Here is a 15,729-nt window from a genome sequence, read left to right as displayed (position 1 = left end):
TTTATCTTGATTATTACCTAAGAACTGGGGTAGCTGGATTCGAACCAACGCATGAGGGAGTCAAAGTCCCTTGCCTTACCGCTTGGCTATACCCCATTGATAAAATGGAGAGAGAGGGATTCGAACCCCCGAACCCGAAGGAGCGGATTTACAGTCCGCCGCGTTTAGCCTCTTCGCTATCTCTCCTACAATCAACATGGACTATTATATCATGAAAATTTCAAAAAAACAAGACTTATTTTGCTAAATTATAATTTTCAATCAAAATTTCCACAGCTTTTTCCAATTTTTTATAAAAACTATCGACATTCCCATTCTTTATGATGGCAAATTGTCCGTCTAATTCGGCAATTTCTCCGATAACTTTTTTACCAATGGTCAAGGTATAACCTTCAAAACTGTCTTTTCCTACATTAACCTTGGCATCTGCTACTTGAATTTCAATTTTTTTATCTTTCTTACTCATTTCATACCTCTCTTCACTTTTTCTATTTTACAAGAAAATCCTAAAACTAGCAAGAAAAAACTCTATATCATTCCAAGTCTGATATAGAGTTTTCTGCTTTATTTAATGTGTTTTTCTAGTTCTTTTTGGTACTTACCGTTTGATTCCAATTTTTCTTTTTGCCATTTTTTCAGTGCTTCTTCATATTCTTTTGTTGTAACAATATCTTTTTGCAATTTCATCCCTTTAAAGATATATGGGTCACCCTTAATACCAACTTGTGAGTATGGTTTTGAGAATGGCACGACATTACTTACAACTGGAGAACCACCAGATGAGGCTGTCGGCATCAATAATGAACTATCCGTCAACCAAGCTTGAGCCTTGGCATATTTTTCATAGCGTTCTTCAAGATTTGTAGTCTCTGAATCTGCATCATCCAATAATTTCTTATATTGGTCCAAACCAAGTTTCGCTACAACATCCTTATCTTTTCCTTTAGTAATACCAAGGTGTTTCATAGCAGAACCTGATTTAGGATCCATGATATTCAAGTAAGATGCTGGGTCTTGATAGCTTGGAGCCCATCCTGTACTGTTCAAATCATAGTCTTTTTGAGAAGGAACACGCGCTTGAGAAGTGATTGTTTCCTTTTCATTATCTGTCATTTGAAGAACATCAATGACAACATTTTCTGCACCAAGAGTTGATTCGATAGACTGTTTGAAAGAATTACTTTGTTGAACGGCGATGGTATCTGTTTGTTCAACTGGGACATCCAAATGAATTGGGAAAGTTACCCCTTTAGATTCCAAGTCTTTCTTAGCTTTTTCGAACGCAGCTTTAGCCTTGTCAGGATTATAGATAGAATCCTTACCGTCAACTAGCTCAACACCTTTCCATTGGTCACCATAGTTCACCAACTCAGCTTGGGCGATTTGACCAAAGTTTTTACCCCCTGCTTGTACAAAGTTGTCAGGAACAAGGCTGTTACGAATAATCTTGTCCGCACCGTCTTCACCATTTAGCTGGGCAGCATAAGAATGACGGTTGAAGGCAAAGTTGATAGCCTGACGGAAGTCCTTATTAAGCATAGCTTCTTTAGTAGAAGTCTTTTGCTCTTCACTTGTTTTCGCAGTTTTATTATATGACTGACGATTTACGTTAAAGGTGAAGTAATAGCTACTTGAGTCCTGTGGGCTATAAGTGATTTTATCTCCGTATTGTTCCAAAGTAGAAGCAAAGTTTGAGCTACTTGGGAAGAGACGGGCTGTCGTATAAGCACCAGAAGAGAAGCTACGAATCAAGGATTCCTGATCAGAACCATCGTAGTAGGTCAATTTGATCTTCTCGATTTTTACCTTTTCTTTATCCCAGTAGTTTGGATTTTTCTCGTATTCGATTAACGATTTAGAAGTCAAGGTCTTCAAGATATAAGGACCATTGTAAAGAATCCCTGCTGGAGTAACTGCTCCATAATCTTTACCTGATGCCTTCAAAAACTCTTCATTTACAGGCAACATCGTCGCTGTTGTAACTTTAGAGTTCCAGAAACTTTCTGGTTTGTTTAGGGTATATTCGACTGTATAATCGTCCAAGGCCTTAACACCAACTGTAGAGAAATCGTTCGTCTCACCAGTCATGTAGGCATCCAAACCCTTGATTGAATTTTGGATGAGAGAGACACCGTCTGACTTACCGTCAGCTACATGTTTCAATCCTGTTACAAAGTCATGGGCTGTTACTTCTGCATATTCTTCACCTTCAGAAGTGTACCATTTAACTCCTTTACGAAGTTTGTAGGTATAAGTCAAACCATCTTTTGACACAGACCAATCCTCAGCCAAGGAAGGGATAACATTTCCGTACTGGTCGTTTTCCATCAAGCCATCAACCACGTTCCCGATGACATCTGTTGTAGATGTACGAGTCGCTATACTATAGTCCAAAGATGCTGGATCTACTGCATAGACATATGAAAATGTTGTCGGTGCATCTGCTTCTTTATCAGCTTTTCCACAAGCCACTAAAAGAGCTGTTGTGCTCAGGACCACTCCTGCTGTTAAGAGCCACTTTTTCGATTTCATCAAAAATCTCCTTTTGTTTGTTTTAATCTACTTTTACAATCCAACCTTCTGGCGCTTCAATATCACCAAACTGAATACCAGTCAATTCATCATAGAGTTTACGAGTCACAGGACCTACTTCTGTTTCACTATAGAATACATGGAAATCATCACCGTGCTGAATTCCACCAATTGGTGAAATAACTGCTGCTGTACCACAGGCACCTGCCTCTACAAAGCGGTCAAGGTTATCAATTGGGACATCCCCCTCAATAGGAGTCAAGCCCAAGCGGTGTTCTGCCAAATAAAGCAAAGAATACTTAGTAATAGATGGCAAGATAGATGGACTCAATGGTGTTACAAATTCATTATCAGCTGTAATTCCAAAGAAGTTAGCTGAACCGACTTCTTCAATCTTTGTATGAGTTGATGGGTCTAGATAGATAACATCTGAGAAATGACGTGACTTGGCCAATTTCCCTGGCAAGAGACTGGCAGCATAGTTCCCACCAACCTTAGCTGCACCTGTACCATTTGGCGCTGCACGGTCGTATTCATCCTGAATCAAGAAGTTGGTTGGAACCAATCCACCCTTAAAGTAATTTCCAACTGGCATAGCAAAGATGGTGAAAATGTATTCCTCTGCTGGTTTAACCCCGATAATATCTCCAACACCAATCAAAAGTGGACGAAGATAAAGGGTTCCACCTGTTCCATATGGTGGTACGTATTCTTCATTCGCGCGGACAACTGCCTTACAAGCTTCTACAAACATGTCTGTCGGAACTTGTGGCATCAAGAGACGATTACAAGTACGTTGCAGACGTTTAGCATTTTCGTCAGGACGGAAAAGTTGAACACTACCATCCTTAGTACGGTAAGCTTTCAAACCTTCAAAGGCTTGTTGACCATAGTGAAGACTTGGAGAAGACTCTGAAATATGCAAGGTTGCATCTTCTGTAAGTTCTCCTTGATTCCATTGTCCATTTTTAAAATGAGCAATATAGCGATAAGGTAATTTCATATAGGAAAAACCAAGATTTTCCCAATCAATCGTTACTGTCATATTCCACTCCTTATTCTAAAAACCTATTTCTTATATTCTACACTTTTTTTCTAAAATAGCAAGTATATTTTGTAATTTTCAGAAAATTTCTTCAATAAAAAGAATCTAAGGTATCTGTCGTAATGAATCCTATATGGAGATTGCATAAAAGACTCAAATTATTCTTCTATCTCGTTTAGTAAAATCTATTCAATAACTGAACTTATTTTTGACATACATAGAGCCCGTACATTAATATTAGTAACCTGTTTCGACAGAGATATGATAAAATGAACTAAAGATAGTACACAATGTGGTACAGTCATCTTATACCATATTCAATAGATTTACGTAAAAAAGTTCTTGCCTATTGTAAGCGAACAGGTAGTATAACAGAATTCCAAATCTCACGTAATACCATTATCTAAAAGAGAAAATAGGTGATCTAAACCATCAAGTAAAAGGAACAAAACCAAGAAAAGTTGATAGAGACAGACTTAAAAACTATCTTACCGACAATCCAGACGCTTATTTGACTGAAATAGCTTCTGAATTTGGCTGTCATCCAACTATAGCGTATTGAATCTAGAATAGCACATTACGGTTGCTAAAACATTTTTAGAAAAAATTGACTTTCTCAATCACTTTGTTCACATCTTATTTCAATCTACTATACTATCCACTATGCTCTCAAAGCTATAGGCTACACTCGAAAAAAAGAATCATACCTACTATGAACAAGCCCCAGAAAAGTAGCTTTATTTCTTATTCCTCCCCACTCACCTGAGTACAATCTTATTGAGAAAACCTGGGCTCATATCAAAAAGCACCTCAAAAATTGTCCTACTCTTGTTTCAATCCGCTGTGTTTCTTATAAAAAACAAAAGGACTAAGGGAGTGAATTTCCTTAATCCGATAGTCTCTCAAGCCTGACGCTGACCAAAGTCCTTAATCATCTGATCCATTTCTTGTCGACTCGGAGTTGTCAACATATACAGGTAATCTCCTTGAAGTTCCGCAAAGGCCGCTGGCATGATTTTTTTAACCTTGAACTGCTGGCTATATTTGTCAATCAAATCCTCTTCTGAATAAACATAGTGAGCATTTGCACGGCGAGAAGTAGCCAAACAATACTGAGGTTCAAATTCTGACGCTGGGAACTCTTCTCCTGCGACAATGGCTGCATAGCCACGATAGAGGTCCAAGGAATGGGCAAAGTTATAAACATCAATGGTAAACCCACCTGCAGGACGGTTATTGTACTCAATGGCAATATAATCATCCCCCTCACGGAAGAACTCAATATGGAAGAACCGTTCTTTCATACCAAATTCCTTGACAATTGCCTCACCATATTTACGTAATTTAGGATCCATATCCTTGAGAACGTAATAAGAATTGTCCATCTTGTAAATCATGAGATCAAGCGGTGTATAGGCGTAGTCAAAGGTTGTTGAAAAGACAATCTTTCCTTCCTTGTCCACTAGACCATCAAAGGTGCAAATTTCGCTAGAGGTGACAAATTTCTCAAAGAAATAAACAGTTGAATGATCCCACTCAGCCTTGAAGTGATTGATATCGTCCTCTGTCTCAAGCTTAAAGGTCGCGGCTGCTCCCACTCCATTGTCAGGTTTGGCAATCATTGGAAGGCCGATTTCGTTCACTGCTTGATCAACATCTGCTTCCGTCTTGATAACAGCTCCAGGGACCACAGGGACACCTGCTTTTTTGAAAAGCTTCTTCATTTCAGACTTAAATTTCGTCTTTTTGAGATCCTCTGGTTTGGCACCAAAAACATTGAATTGTTCTCTGAGTGTTGCATCCAACTCAAGCCAGTATTCATTATGAGACTCGATGCGGTCAATCGGGCCATGTTTATAAAAGAGAAAAGCAACTGCTCTCTTGACTTCATCTATATTTTCAAGATTGTCCACACGGAAATACTCGGTCAGGCTATTGCGTAAAGGTTCATCCAATTGCTCGTAAGGTTCCTGACCAATTCCCAAGACGTTGATTCCTTTATTAGCTAGTTCAATGGTAAACTGTTGAAAGTTTTGTGGATAGTAGGGAGAAATAACAAGGTAATTCATAGGTAACTCCTTTTATAAATAGAGATTGCCGAGGAAATAAGGCATTTGTTTGCGCCACCATTCCCAGTCGTGGGCGACATCGTGTCCCCATTCAGCAAACCAGGCTGGAATTTGTTTCTGGTCAAAGGCTTCTTTAAGCTTGTAGAAGGATGGCAGACCGTCTTGTTCCCAAGCTCCAAGTCCTGTACACAGCACAATCTCTGCCTGACGGTAACGGTCAATAAACCAGCCGTCGTTTTGGTTCCAGATATAATCAACTGGCGAGTTTTGGTAAATAGCATCGTCGTTATAGTAATCGCCGACAAAGAAACGTGCGTCGTAAACACCACTGAGAGCAATCACTTTGGTAAATACATCTGGATGCTGAAGGAAGAAATTGAGTGCATGGTAGGCGCCCATCGAGCAACCTGTCGTCATCATGCCATCAAACCAACCTGTCTTATGCTTGATAAAAGGAATGGCCTCCTCAATCACGTAGCGTTCGTAGGCACGGTGCATCTCCGCTTGGTCGTGACCGTTTTTCCAAGTGGCCAACCAACTCTCACTATCCACACTAGATAGGGTAAAGAATTGGACACGGCCTTCCTCAATAAAGGAAGCACAAGCATCAATCATGCCAAAATCATAGTATTCATTGTGACTACCACCTGATGAAGCAAAGACCACAACTGGAATCCCAGCATGACCATAACGGTTAAGGTACATTTCACGGTTAAGATGGCCACTCCAGTGGCTAAGATGTTCAATATGCATATTTTCTCCTTTCTTACTTTACCTTACCAGTTTTCTGCAAAAAATCTCAGACAGTCTGGTAAATTCTCCGACCAAGGGATTTCACTATGGATGGCACCAGACTGAACTTTCAAAACAAGATTATCTAAGTGTACCCCACCTGCTATCAAATCATGGTAATACTGAAGAGACGAGTCGATATAGGCTTGTTTGATATTGCCAGCCATCAAGGTCTTGTCTGTATCATCTGCTTCTTCTGTTCCAACATAGATAAAGATACGCTGGTCAGGCGATAGTTGCTGACGCTCGATATAGCGGTTAAAGGCTTCTTGGTGGAGCCAGTTGGCAGATGAAAAGACGCCCAAGCAACCAATTTGGTCTTGGTATTCCAAACCGATAAACTGGGTAATATTGCCTCCTAGTGAGGAACCAATCATGGCTGTATGCTGGCGGTCTGCTTTTGTACGATAAGTTTCATCAATAAAAGGCTTGACCACCTCCATGACAAACTCGGCATACTCCACACCCTTACCGCCAAACTGCTGCCCTGGGATTGGAGATTCTTGGAACTTCCAAGCTGCATACTCATTCATCCGCCCCATTCCATCATTGTCAATGGCTACGACAATCATGCGACTGATATCAGGATTACGCTTAATAGCTGGGATAATCTTCCATGAATGACCAATGAAAGACTCCTTACTATAAAAAACATTTTGCCCGTCATGAAAGTATACAACAGGATAGGAACGATTCGTGTCTTTCTCATAATCTTTAGGTAGAAGAACACGCACACGGCGCTCCTTACCTGTATAAGGAACCTTGAGTTTGTGTTCTTTCATTTTTAAATAAAAGTAGGATTGATTCATTGTCAGAAAACTCTCTATATTCAAAATTTTATTTCATTATATCACAATTATAGAAAAAAAGTTAGTTTTGCTTCCGTTTTTGGAATTAAAAACTAACTTTTTCATTTATTTTTCTAAATTCTTCTGGATTTTCTGATTAGAGCAAATTATCAATCAAGTCATCCACTTCATCTTTTTCAGCCTGCGGTGTAATCTCAGTAATCATGATTCCAGCCACAGCTCGCTCAACTAAACCTTCAACATCCATACGTGCTTCATACTGCTCTGCATTCTTAATCTTAGGATTAGTCTTTGGACGATCTGGCGCAAAAATGGTACAACAGTCTTCAAACGGTTGGATTGAAATGTCAAAGGTATCGATTTCCTGAGCAATGTCAATGATTTCCAACTTATCCATTGTCACAACTGGACGAATAATTGGAGTGTTGGTCACAGCGTTAATAGCCTGCATGCTTTCCAAGGTCTGGCTAGCTACTTGACCAAGACTTTCCCCATTGATAATAACCAATCCATTTCGTACCTCACGAATACGGTCAGTAATCCGCATCATAAAACGACGCGTCAAGGTCATGAGATAGGCTTCTGGCGCTTTGGCCTTGATTTCCTCTTGAATCTCTGTGAAAGGCACTTCGATAAACTGGATATTGCCCCCAAACTTGGTCAATTTACGAGTCAAATCTTGAGCTTTTTTAAGGGCTCCAGGACTGGTGTAAGGTGGACTAGCAAAGTGAACGGCCTCGATATCTACACCACGTTTCAGTGCAAGATAACCTGCTACAGGTGAGTCAATCCCTCCTGACAACATAAGCATCCCTTTACCTGAAGTTCCAACTGGCAAACCACCGGCCCCACGAATAGTTTCATAAGAAATATAAGCAGCTTCCTCACGAATCTCCACCTGAAGATTGATATCAGGATTTTTCATTTGAGCTTGCACATTTGGAATAGCTTCAAATACAGCTCCTCCAAGTGTTTGATTGAGTTCACGACTATCCAACTCAAAGTTGTGGTCGCTACGCTTGCTAGAAATTTTAAAGGTCATGCCATCCTTGTAGATATCTTTCATAATCTCTTGGACAGCAGACTTCAGAACTTCTACAGATTTTTCAACCTTATAAACAGGGGAAAAGTTTTGAATTCCAAAAACTTGTTTGAGCGATTCTGCTACTGCTGTGTAATCTGCTCCATTGAGGTAAGCGTGGGCACGGTCACGATCTGCCGTTACCTTAACTTGGGGATAGATAGACAAAACGTCTGAAATATTATTGCGAAGTTTATTGATGAAACGCATACGGTTTTTACCCTTAGTTGACAGCTCACCGTAGCGAATCATAATTTCTGAATATTGCATGAATGCTCCTATCTTACTTTTCTAGTTTGATTGTAAATCAATTTTAACTTGGTCAAAAACTGCTCGACCTGACTCATATCATTTTCAAGGTCTAGACTAAGACGCACAGCTGACTGGGCCTTATCTTTATCCACTCCCATGGCAATCAGGGTTCCTGCAGGTTTCCCAGCCTTGGACGAACAAGCAGAGGTCGTTGAGATGAAAATATCATAGTCTTCAAAAGCGTGAACAATAACCTCACCACGAACACCTTTGATTCCAAAAGTCAAGATATGAGGGGCAAAATCTTCCTCATCTGAAAAGACAAAAATATCTGGATAGTCCAGAAGGGCTTGGCGAATAACAGCTTTCATCTGTCCAGTCTTGGTCCTAAAGATATCTAGCTTTTCCATAGACAAACGGAGGGCCTTAGCTGTTGCTGCAATCCCTGCTACATTTTCAGTTGTCGAACGGTAATCACGCTCCTGACCACCACCAGTCAACAGTGGCGTAATTCTCTTACCAGACTTGATATAGACAAAACCAACACCACGAACTCCGTGGAACTTGTGACTAGAAAAAGTCGCGAAATCCACTCGTTCTGTCAGATACTTTTCAGTCGGAATCTTGGCAAGTGCCTGAACCGCATCAACGTGGAAGGAAATAGTCGGTTTGTCTGCCAATAGTTTTGAAATAGCCTCAATGGGCTGGATAGAACCGATTTCATTGTTAACTGCCATGATGGAAACGAGGGTCGTATCTGGTCGTATCAAATCTGCTAGCGCCTCAATATCGACAAATCCTTTCTCATTAACTGGAGCAAAATCCACTTCAAAACCTTGAGATTTCAACCAAAGAGCTGATTCCTTGACTGCTGGATGTTCAATGGCTGATACGATGATGTGCTTGCCAAACTGGGCTTTTTCAAAGGCCACACCCTTGATAACCCAGTTATCTCCTTCTGTCCCACCAGATGTAAAGAAGATTTCATCACTTTTCTTACCGATTAAATCTGCAATCTGTTGACGGGAAGCATCTAAAATTCGTGTTGCCTGGTCTCCCAAACGATGGAGACTAGATGGATTTCCTAAAATTTTTGAAGCGACCTGCATATAAGTTTCAAGTGCTTCAGGATAGGGCTTAGTCGTCGCCGAATTATCAAAGTAAATCATGTTTTCTCACGCTTTCTAAAATCACTCCTTCTATTGTATCATGAAACGGAGCCTGCGACAAGAAAGGGCAATTCCTCTTTTTTTAAGATTTTTTTAAAGAAATGCGGTATAATAAGTTTTAATCAAAGGAGAGAATGTATGTCTAATTATCGTAGAACTTCAAAACCAAAAACAGAACACATCAAAAAAGGCTTTACAGTCTTTCAAAAAACCGTTGCTACTATCGGTAGTATTCTTGGCTTAATTACCGCAAGTATCACTATCATGAACGCCTTGGATAATAACAAAAATACTAAAAAAGAACCTACGACAAGCCAGACGACAACCATTGTCAAAGAAATTCAAAAGGAATCCCCTAAGGAAAATACTAGTCCCAATAAGGAAAATCACACCACTCAAGAAAAAACACAACAAGAAGAAACGCCAAAATCTAGCGTCAAGGAAGAGCAAAAAGAAGAACAGAAAACATCAACTCAGGATTCTTCTACTCCTGCTCCTACTCCAAGTAAACCTGCTACTGAAAACGAAAAACAGGCCAATACGCCAACTTCAGAAAATAAAAGCAATCCTCAGTAAGCACATGATCTAAGAAAAAATCAACTCAAAAAATAAAACTGCGCAGTAACTTCTGTCTTGACCACAATCAAGCTAAAGAGAGACTGTGTTTTTGTATAATTGATGTTTTAGATGCTAGATTCTTGACCAATTTTGTGAGATTCATACTCATAAAGATGAATCCTAGCGATGTTATGACAGCTTATTTATTTCTAACATAAACTCTGCACATGCCAACAATACTCTCTCATCTGCCCCAAAAGGGGAAACATCCATTTTCTGTTTGACATAAATTCGAAAGCCTTCTTCACGCAGAAGTTAGTAACCCTTTTACATCTGACATAAATAACCTAGTTCAACCACTTCATAGGCATTACTTCCTGTTTTATTCTTATTTCATACTCTTCGAAAATCTCTTCAAACCACGTCAGCATCGCCTTACCGTACGTATGTTACTGACTTCGTCAGTTTTATCTGCAACTTCAAAGTTGTACTTTGAGCAACCTGCGGCCAGCTTCCTAGTTTGCTCTTTGATTTTCATTGAGTATCAATTATAAACCATGGCATAAAAAAACGAGCATATCCAACTGATACATCGCTCGTTTTTTTGATATTTTAGAGGTGATTTTTTGCTCAACCTCTTTTTGCTTACTAAAAATTAAAGAATTCCATGGCCTGTTTGAAAAGCAATTCAGTATACTCTGGGTCTTCTTGGGCAATGGTAACTTGATCTTGAATCATTTCCAAATCATCCGTTATCATGCCATCAGCTCCTAGCTGAACAGATTTATCAAAAGACTCTGAACTATTGATGGTCCACACGTACAATTTTTGATCGGTATTCCAAAGCTTGTTGACAAAATTTTCATCTAAAGTTGAATACTCCATGGTGTAACCTGTAGCTTTCGTTCTTGGGAAAATACTATTATAAGGTAGGATGAAATAGACTGGAATTTGAGAATCGTAGGCTAAAACCTGGTCAATCACATGGTAATCCAAGGATTGCATTTGGTGACCATTCTGCTTAAGATCTGTTCCATATTTTTCCATAAAGCGTTTCATCATATCTGGACTATCTTTTCGACTGGTTTTAATCTCAATAAGGAGTTTTTGATGCAATTCATTGGCTTTGTTAAGGTAGTCATCAAAACTAGATACCTTGGCATGATAACCATTTTCAGAAATATCAAGTTTGGTTAATTCATCCAAAGTTAGATCCTGAGGATTGGCATTAACTCCTGTCAGATTCTTGATATTGGCATCATGCATCATGACAAACTGGCCATCTTTTGTTTCCTGAACATCCGTCTCAACGAAATCTGGAGATAACTGAGCCGTCTTTTCTAAAGATTGGACTGTATTTTGCACACCATTCTTATTAGATACTCCCCTGTGAGAGATAATTAAAGGTTTATTGGCAACTGGAGCTTCTAAATAAACATAACCCTCAAGAGCGAAAAAGATACCAGCACATCCCATCACTCCCCATCTCATCCAGTGGTCTTTCTTTCTCCTTGGTGTGATTTCTAGTTCCTCCCCTGTCAAAAAGGAAACAAACTTAATGAGAAAGTAAGTCAAGGCCATATAGTGGAAATTCTTAATCAAGACAAAGTTGATAATTCCCAGCACAAGAGATTCCCTATGGGTCAAACCATCCATCAGTGTCTGACTTGCCAAGATTGGAATCAATAAAAGAATGAAAAATAGGTAGGTTTTGACAACAATCCAAAGTAAGTTCCAGATATAAAACCAGGAGTGCTTTCTTGTCTTCTCTAGACTGTATTTGACTGCTTCTTTGACTGTTTTTTTCTCAAATAAAAGCTGGGGTAGGGCAAACATCAAACGTATTGAAATGTAGAACAGCAACAAGGCTAGAACAGTGATTACCAAACCGACCAACCAGTACTTATCTTCTACATAGGCTACTATGAATTCCGGAATGACAATTTTATTGAGGTAATAAATCTTTAAAATCTTTCGAATCAATGGAAAGAGCATCATGACATAAAAGAAGATAAAGGCCATTTTGGAAATCGTCACTTGCTTCATAAACAAGAAACTTTGGCGAAAGACCTTGCGACTGTACTCCAGCAAGGTCCTCCTTTCGTGATAGAGGAGGTGTCGAGCTCCGATAAAGAGAAGTCCTATCTGATAATAGGCGATCAGTAAATTAACGATTACCAAAACAAATAAAGCAAGACTAACAAAGGGAGAACCCTTTATAATAGCAAAAATATTGTTGTATGAAAGAAAGAGATAACCTGTCTGACGGAGTAAAAGTCCAGCAATCCAAGAATTAAGTGGTAACCAGACAAACTCAATCATCATGAATACCAAGAAAAAGAGAAAGAGAATTTTATCTAGATTAAAGTATATCTGCTTAAAACCTAGATTTTTAGGTTTTTCAGGTTTCATAGTCACTCCTAGTCAAATAATTGAGACAAGTCCAAGCCTCCAAAAGGATTATTTGATAGGCTACTTTCTTTCTCTAACAATTCTCTAGCTTGATCTGACTCTAGAAAGGACTCGTAAACACGCGCCGTCATCCGAGCATCCTCTAAACTATTATGGGACTGTCCTTGAAATCCGAGAAATGAGGCAACAGTTTGCAATTTGAGATTGGCAATACCATGTAAATCCGAACTGCGACGTTCAAAAGCTTCATCATACAGATCAACCTTGTACTGTTGGCTGTAATCTAAACCATGCTCCACTAAAATAGGTAAATCACTTTTAACAGCATTGTAGCCTATCATCGGCAAAGAACCCACAAACTCTTGGAATTCCTTTATAACTTCCTCCACTGGAGGAGCATCTTTTAAGGTCTCAGCTGTAATTCCCGTCAATCCATTGATAAAACTCTTTAGAGGCACACTAGTATGGACATAGGAATCATAGGCGTCGATTTCCCGACCATCTCTAAAACGCACTGCCGATACTTGAATCAAGTGTGTTTGTCCTTCATGCTGATTAAATTCTAAGTCAAAAGCAATGTAATCTTCTAATCGTTCCATTTTCTACCTCTCCTATACTGTTATTTTATACTCTTCGAAAATCTCTTCAAACCACGTCAACGTCGCCTTGCCGTAGATATATGTAACTGACTTCGTCAGTCTTATCTACAACCTCAAAGCAGTGCTTTGAGCAGCCTGCGGCTAGCTTCCTAGTTTGCTATTTGATTTTCATTGAGTATTAATTGAGCAACTATACTATTTAGATTAGAAATAAAAGAAGCCATCAGGTTAGCATTTAACCTAAACAGCTCCTTGATTATCCTCCAAATAAACGAGCAAAAAAGCCTTTCTTAGTGGATTGGACTTCTTCTTTTGCTTGGTCCAGCTCTAGCTTAAGATTTTCTTGATCCTTCATGGCTTGAAGGGTCAATTGTTGCTGCTGATCGAGTTGTTTGTCTTTCTCAGCAATCTGACGGTCTTTGATACGCATCTGCTCGTCTTTTTCTGATAACTGACGATCCTTGGCTTTTAATTGTTCATAAAGACGAAGAATTTCTGCATTCTTCTCATCAACCAGAATCTCCATCAGTTCACGTTGCTTGACATCTTCACTGACAGGCTCATCTTCAAAAATCGTTTTTTTATAGATTTCTTCTAGCTTAATCAAGCCACTTCTGGTAACGACTGTTACCCCTTTGTCATTTTTATCTGTGTCTTCTTCTGGTAATTCTTTGACACGGTTATTGATTGCTTGGCGAGATAATCCTAAGACCTCTGCAATCTCACTGACGGTCATTTCAATACTCATAATATCCTCTGAAACGTTTTCTAGCTTTTCTTTACTTAAATCTTATCATAAGCTAGAAAAACTGTCAAATTTCCGCTTAATCTAAAGCCTTCAAAAAGGCTAATAAGACTTGGGCAGAGCGACGTCCTGCTTCGATAATAAACTCATCAAAAGAGATGTTTGCTTCATGGTTGGCATTGTCACTCATAGCTCGAATAACTAAGACTGGAAGATTAAGAGCATGCGCTGCCTGAGCAATAGCTGCCCCCTCCATCTCCACGGCTAAAACATCTGGGAAATGAGACTTAATAGCTTCTATCTTATCATTTCCTGCAACAAAACTATCTCCTGTAGCAATCAAACCAAGATGCCATTTTTGGTCCAATTGAGATAAACTCTCTTGGATTTTGGCAACAAAGGTTTTATCTGACTCGAAATAAAGCGGTTGTTGCGCCATTTGTCCATAAGCATAGCCAAAAGCTGTAACATCCACATCATGATAGGCTAATTTGTCAGCAATCACAACATCCCCAACAGCAATACCCTCTGCTACTGCACCAGCAGATCCAGTGTTAATCAAAGCATCCACTTTGAAATGATCAGCCAAAATCGCCACACTCATAGCAGACATAACCTTACCAATTCCACTTTCTACAAGAACGACTTCATGCGAGGAAATGGTTCCTGTATGATAGGTATTGCCTAAAACAACTTGCTCCTGGGCATTGTCTAAATGCTGGACCAGATAAGCCAGTTCTTCTGGCATAGCCGCAATAATTCCTATTTTCATTTCAATTCCTTTTCTATTACAAAAGTTTCATTGCTAAGACAAGCAAAATTAAGAGAAAGATGACTGCAAATAAGATTTTATTCAGTTTAGAATTGAAGACATTTCTCTTGGTATTTTCAATGCGACGGCTTTTATGAATAGACGGTTCGACCTGAATCTTCAAGGTTTCTTGGCTAAAGCTATGTCCCTTAGGATTGGCATAACCAAAACGGGAAGAAGAGGTTGGTAAAATCTTAGTCTCCTCATCATCTAGCAAAGGGGGACCTGAAATTTTTTCGCCTCTATTAGCTCTTTCAATCATTTCATCCGTTAATAAAGGTTTACCCATACTAACCTCCTCTATTTTTTGTGCAATTCCCAATACTGAACAGCCATAATTGTCTTGGCATCACAAATATGACCTGATTGGATCAATTCCTTAGCTTCTTCTAGGCTCACTTCAAGGACTTCCAAGGTTTCATCTTCATCCTGAGGGCGCGGATTTTCAACCTTTGTCAAGTCACTCGCTAGGTATAATTTTAACTTTTCATTACAAAAGCCAATGGCTGAATAAAAGTCATACAAAAGTTCTAATTTCCCTGTGTAGGCTGTTTCTTCCTCTAATTCACGAAGTGCTGCTGCGACAGGGTCTGTGTTTTCTCCTACCTCCAATTTTCCGGCTGGAATTTCGTAAGAGACTGCCTCAATGGCTTTACGGTACTGCTTGACCAAGATGAGTTTTTGCTCATCCGTTACAGCTAAAACACAGACAGCTCCATTGTGGAAAATCAAATCCCGCTGTGCAGTTCCCTTACCTTCTGGTAATTTAACCTGATCTTGAACAAGTTTAAATATTGGTCCTTGATAGATTTCTTTTCGGCTAAGCGTTTTTTCTTCAAATTCCATGATAGGCTC

General features: G+C 39.4%; 16 protein-coding genes, 2 tRNA genes and 2 pseudogenes. 3 read left to right on the top strand and 17 right to left on the bottom strand.

The genetic code is table 11. The features are described from left to right. Positions 1-24: 24 nt before the first annotated feature. The 5 genes from KV696_RS00745 to KV696_RS00725 form a co-directional block, all read right to left on the bottom strand. A tRNA-Gln gene (locus KV696_RS00745) sits at positions 25-96 on the bottom strand. Positions 97-105: 9 nt separating this feature from the next. Beyond that, positions 106-186, bottom strand: a tRNA-Tyr gene (locus KV696_RS00740). Positions 187-235: 49 nt separating this feature from the next. Then, positions 236-466: a DUF2969 domain-containing protein gene (locus tag KV696_RS00735; protein WP_000037113.1), complete on the bottom strand. Its 231-nt coding sequence runs from the start codon at positions 464-466 to the stop codon at positions 236-238. A gap of 98 nt (positions 467-564) precedes the next feature. After that, positions 565-2,532: a peptide ABC transporter substrate-binding protein gene (locus KV696_RS00730; protein ID WP_000837408.1), complete on the bottom strand. Its 1,968-nt coding sequence runs from the start codon at positions 2,530-2,532 to the stop codon at positions 565-567. 22 nt (positions 2,533-2,554) lie between these two features. Further along, entirely contained in the window at positions 2,555-3,577 is a 1,023-nt protein-coding gene (locus KV696_RS00725; RefSeq protein WP_153226070.1) for a branched-chain amino acid aminotransferase, read from the bottom strand. A 308-nt stretch (positions 3,578-3,885) separates the two neighbouring features. On the opposite strand from KV696_RS00725, the pseudogene KV696_RS00720 reads away from it, so the two are divergent. After that, positions 3,886-4,127 (top strand): annotated as a pseudogene (locus KV696_RS00720) (IS630 transposase-related protein); the annotation flags it as partial. A gap of 196 nt (positions 4,128-4,323) precedes the next feature. Continuing rightward, positions 4,324-4,449 (top strand): hypothetical protein, encoded by a 126-nt coding sequence (locus KV696_RS10320; protein ID WP_371470574.1) that lies wholly within the window; start codon positions 4,324-4,326, stop codon positions 4,447-4,449. 30 nt (positions 4,450-4,479) lie between these two features. Here KV696_RS10320 and KV696_RS00710 read toward each other — a convergent pair whose 3' ends face one another. From KV696_RS00710 to KV696_RS00690, 5 genes are all read right to left on the bottom strand, one after another. Then, positions 4,480-5,646 (bottom strand): ATP-grasp domain-containing protein, encoded by a 1,167-nt coding sequence (locus KV696_RS00710; RefSeq protein WP_153193317.1) that lies wholly within the window; start codon positions 5,644-5,646, stop codon positions 4,480-4,482. A 12-nt stretch (positions 5,647-5,658) separates the two neighbouring features. Beyond that, on the bottom strand, positions 5,659-6,399 hold the full coding sequence (locus KV696_RS00705) for an esterase family protein (RefSeq protein ID WP_000546753.1): 741 nt from the start codon (positions 6,397-6,399) through the stop codon (positions 5,659-5,661). A gap of 23 nt (positions 6,400-6,422) precedes the next feature. Continuing rightward, positions 6,423-7,247 carry an alpha/beta hydrolase gene (locus KV696_RS00700; RefSeq protein WP_219966580.1) on the bottom strand — a complete coding sequence of 275 codons (825 nt, stop codon included), beginning with the start codon at positions 7,245-7,247 and terminating at the stop codon, positions 6,423-6,425. Positions 7,248-7,383: 136 nt separating this feature from the next. Further along, positions 7,384-8,598 carry a tRNA uracil 4-sulfurtransferase ThiI gene (gene thiI / locus KV696_RS00695; RefSeq protein ID WP_219966579.1) on the bottom strand — a complete coding sequence of 405 codons (1,215 nt, stop codon included), beginning with the start codon at positions 8,596-8,598 and terminating at the stop codon, positions 7,384-7,386. Positions 8,599-8,606: 8 nt separating this feature from the next. Beyond that, entirely contained in the window at positions 8,607-9,749 is a 1,143-nt protein-coding gene (locus tag KV696_RS00690) for a cysteine desulfurase family protein (protein ID WP_219966578.1), read from the bottom strand. Positions 9,750-9,887: 138 nt separating this feature from the next. Between KV696_RS00690 and KV696_RS00685 the strand changes: the two genes are divergently transcribed. Then, positions 9,888-10,325 carry a DUF6556 family protein gene (locus KV696_RS00685; protein ID WP_219966577.1) on the top strand — a complete coding sequence of 146 codons (438 nt, stop codon included), beginning with the start codon at positions 9,888-9,890 and terminating at the stop codon, positions 10,323-10,325. Between the two features lie 20 nt (positions 10,326-10,345). On the opposite strand, the pseudogene KV696_RS09945 reads toward KV696_RS00685, so the two are convergent. From KV696_RS09945 to KV696_RS00655, 7 genes and pseudogenes are all read right to left on the bottom strand, one after another. Beyond that, positions 10,346-10,613: pseudogene (locus KV696_RS09945) on the bottom strand (IS5/IS1182 family transposase); the annotation flags it as partial. Positions 10,614-10,955: 342 nt separating this feature from the next. Further along, on the bottom strand, positions 10,956-12,719 hold the full coding sequence (locus KV696_RS00680; protein WP_219966576.1) for a glycerophosphoryl diester phosphodiesterase membrane domain-containing protein: 1,764 nt from the start codon (positions 12,717-12,719) through the stop codon (positions 10,956-10,958). Between the two features lie 8 nt (positions 12,720-12,727). Further along, entirely contained in the window at positions 12,728-13,318 is a 591-nt protein-coding gene (locus tag KV696_RS00675; RefSeq protein ID WP_219966575.1) for a 3'-5' exonuclease, read from the bottom strand. A 256-nt stretch (positions 13,319-13,574) separates the two neighbouring features. Continuing rightward, entirely contained in the window at positions 13,575-14,066 is a 492-nt protein-coding gene (gene rocS / locus KV696_RS00670) for a chromosome segregation protein RocS (protein WP_000021242.1), read from the bottom strand. A 76-nt stretch (positions 14,067-14,142) separates the two neighbouring features. After that, positions 14,143-14,835, bottom strand: coding sequence for a 5'-methylthioadenosine/adenosylhomocysteine nucleosidase (locus tag KV696_RS00665; protein ID WP_219966574.1), 693 nt, complete (start codon positions 14,833-14,835; stop codon positions 14,143-14,145). Positions 14,836-14,851: 16 nt separating this feature from the next. Then, on the bottom strand, positions 14,852-15,163 hold the full coding sequence (macP, locus tag KV696_RS00660; RefSeq protein ID WP_101504294.1) for a cell wall synthase accessory phosphoprotein MacP: 312 nt from the start codon (positions 15,161-15,163) through the stop codon (positions 14,852-14,854). 11 nt (positions 15,164-15,174) lie between these two features. After that, positions 15,175-15,720, bottom strand: a complete 546-nt coding sequence (locus KV696_RS00655) for an NUDIX hydrolase (RefSeq protein WP_219966573.1) — start codon at positions 15,718-15,720, stop codon at positions 15,175-15,177. Positions 15,721-15,729: the final 9 nt, after the last annotated feature.

It is taken from the genome of Streptococcus humanilactis, from assembly GCF_019448275.1.
Lineage (GTDB): Bacteria > Bacillota > Bacilli > Lactobacillales > Streptococcaceae > Streptococcus > Streptococcus humanilactis.
This window is presented reverse-complemented; position numbering and strand designations above follow the sequence as displayed.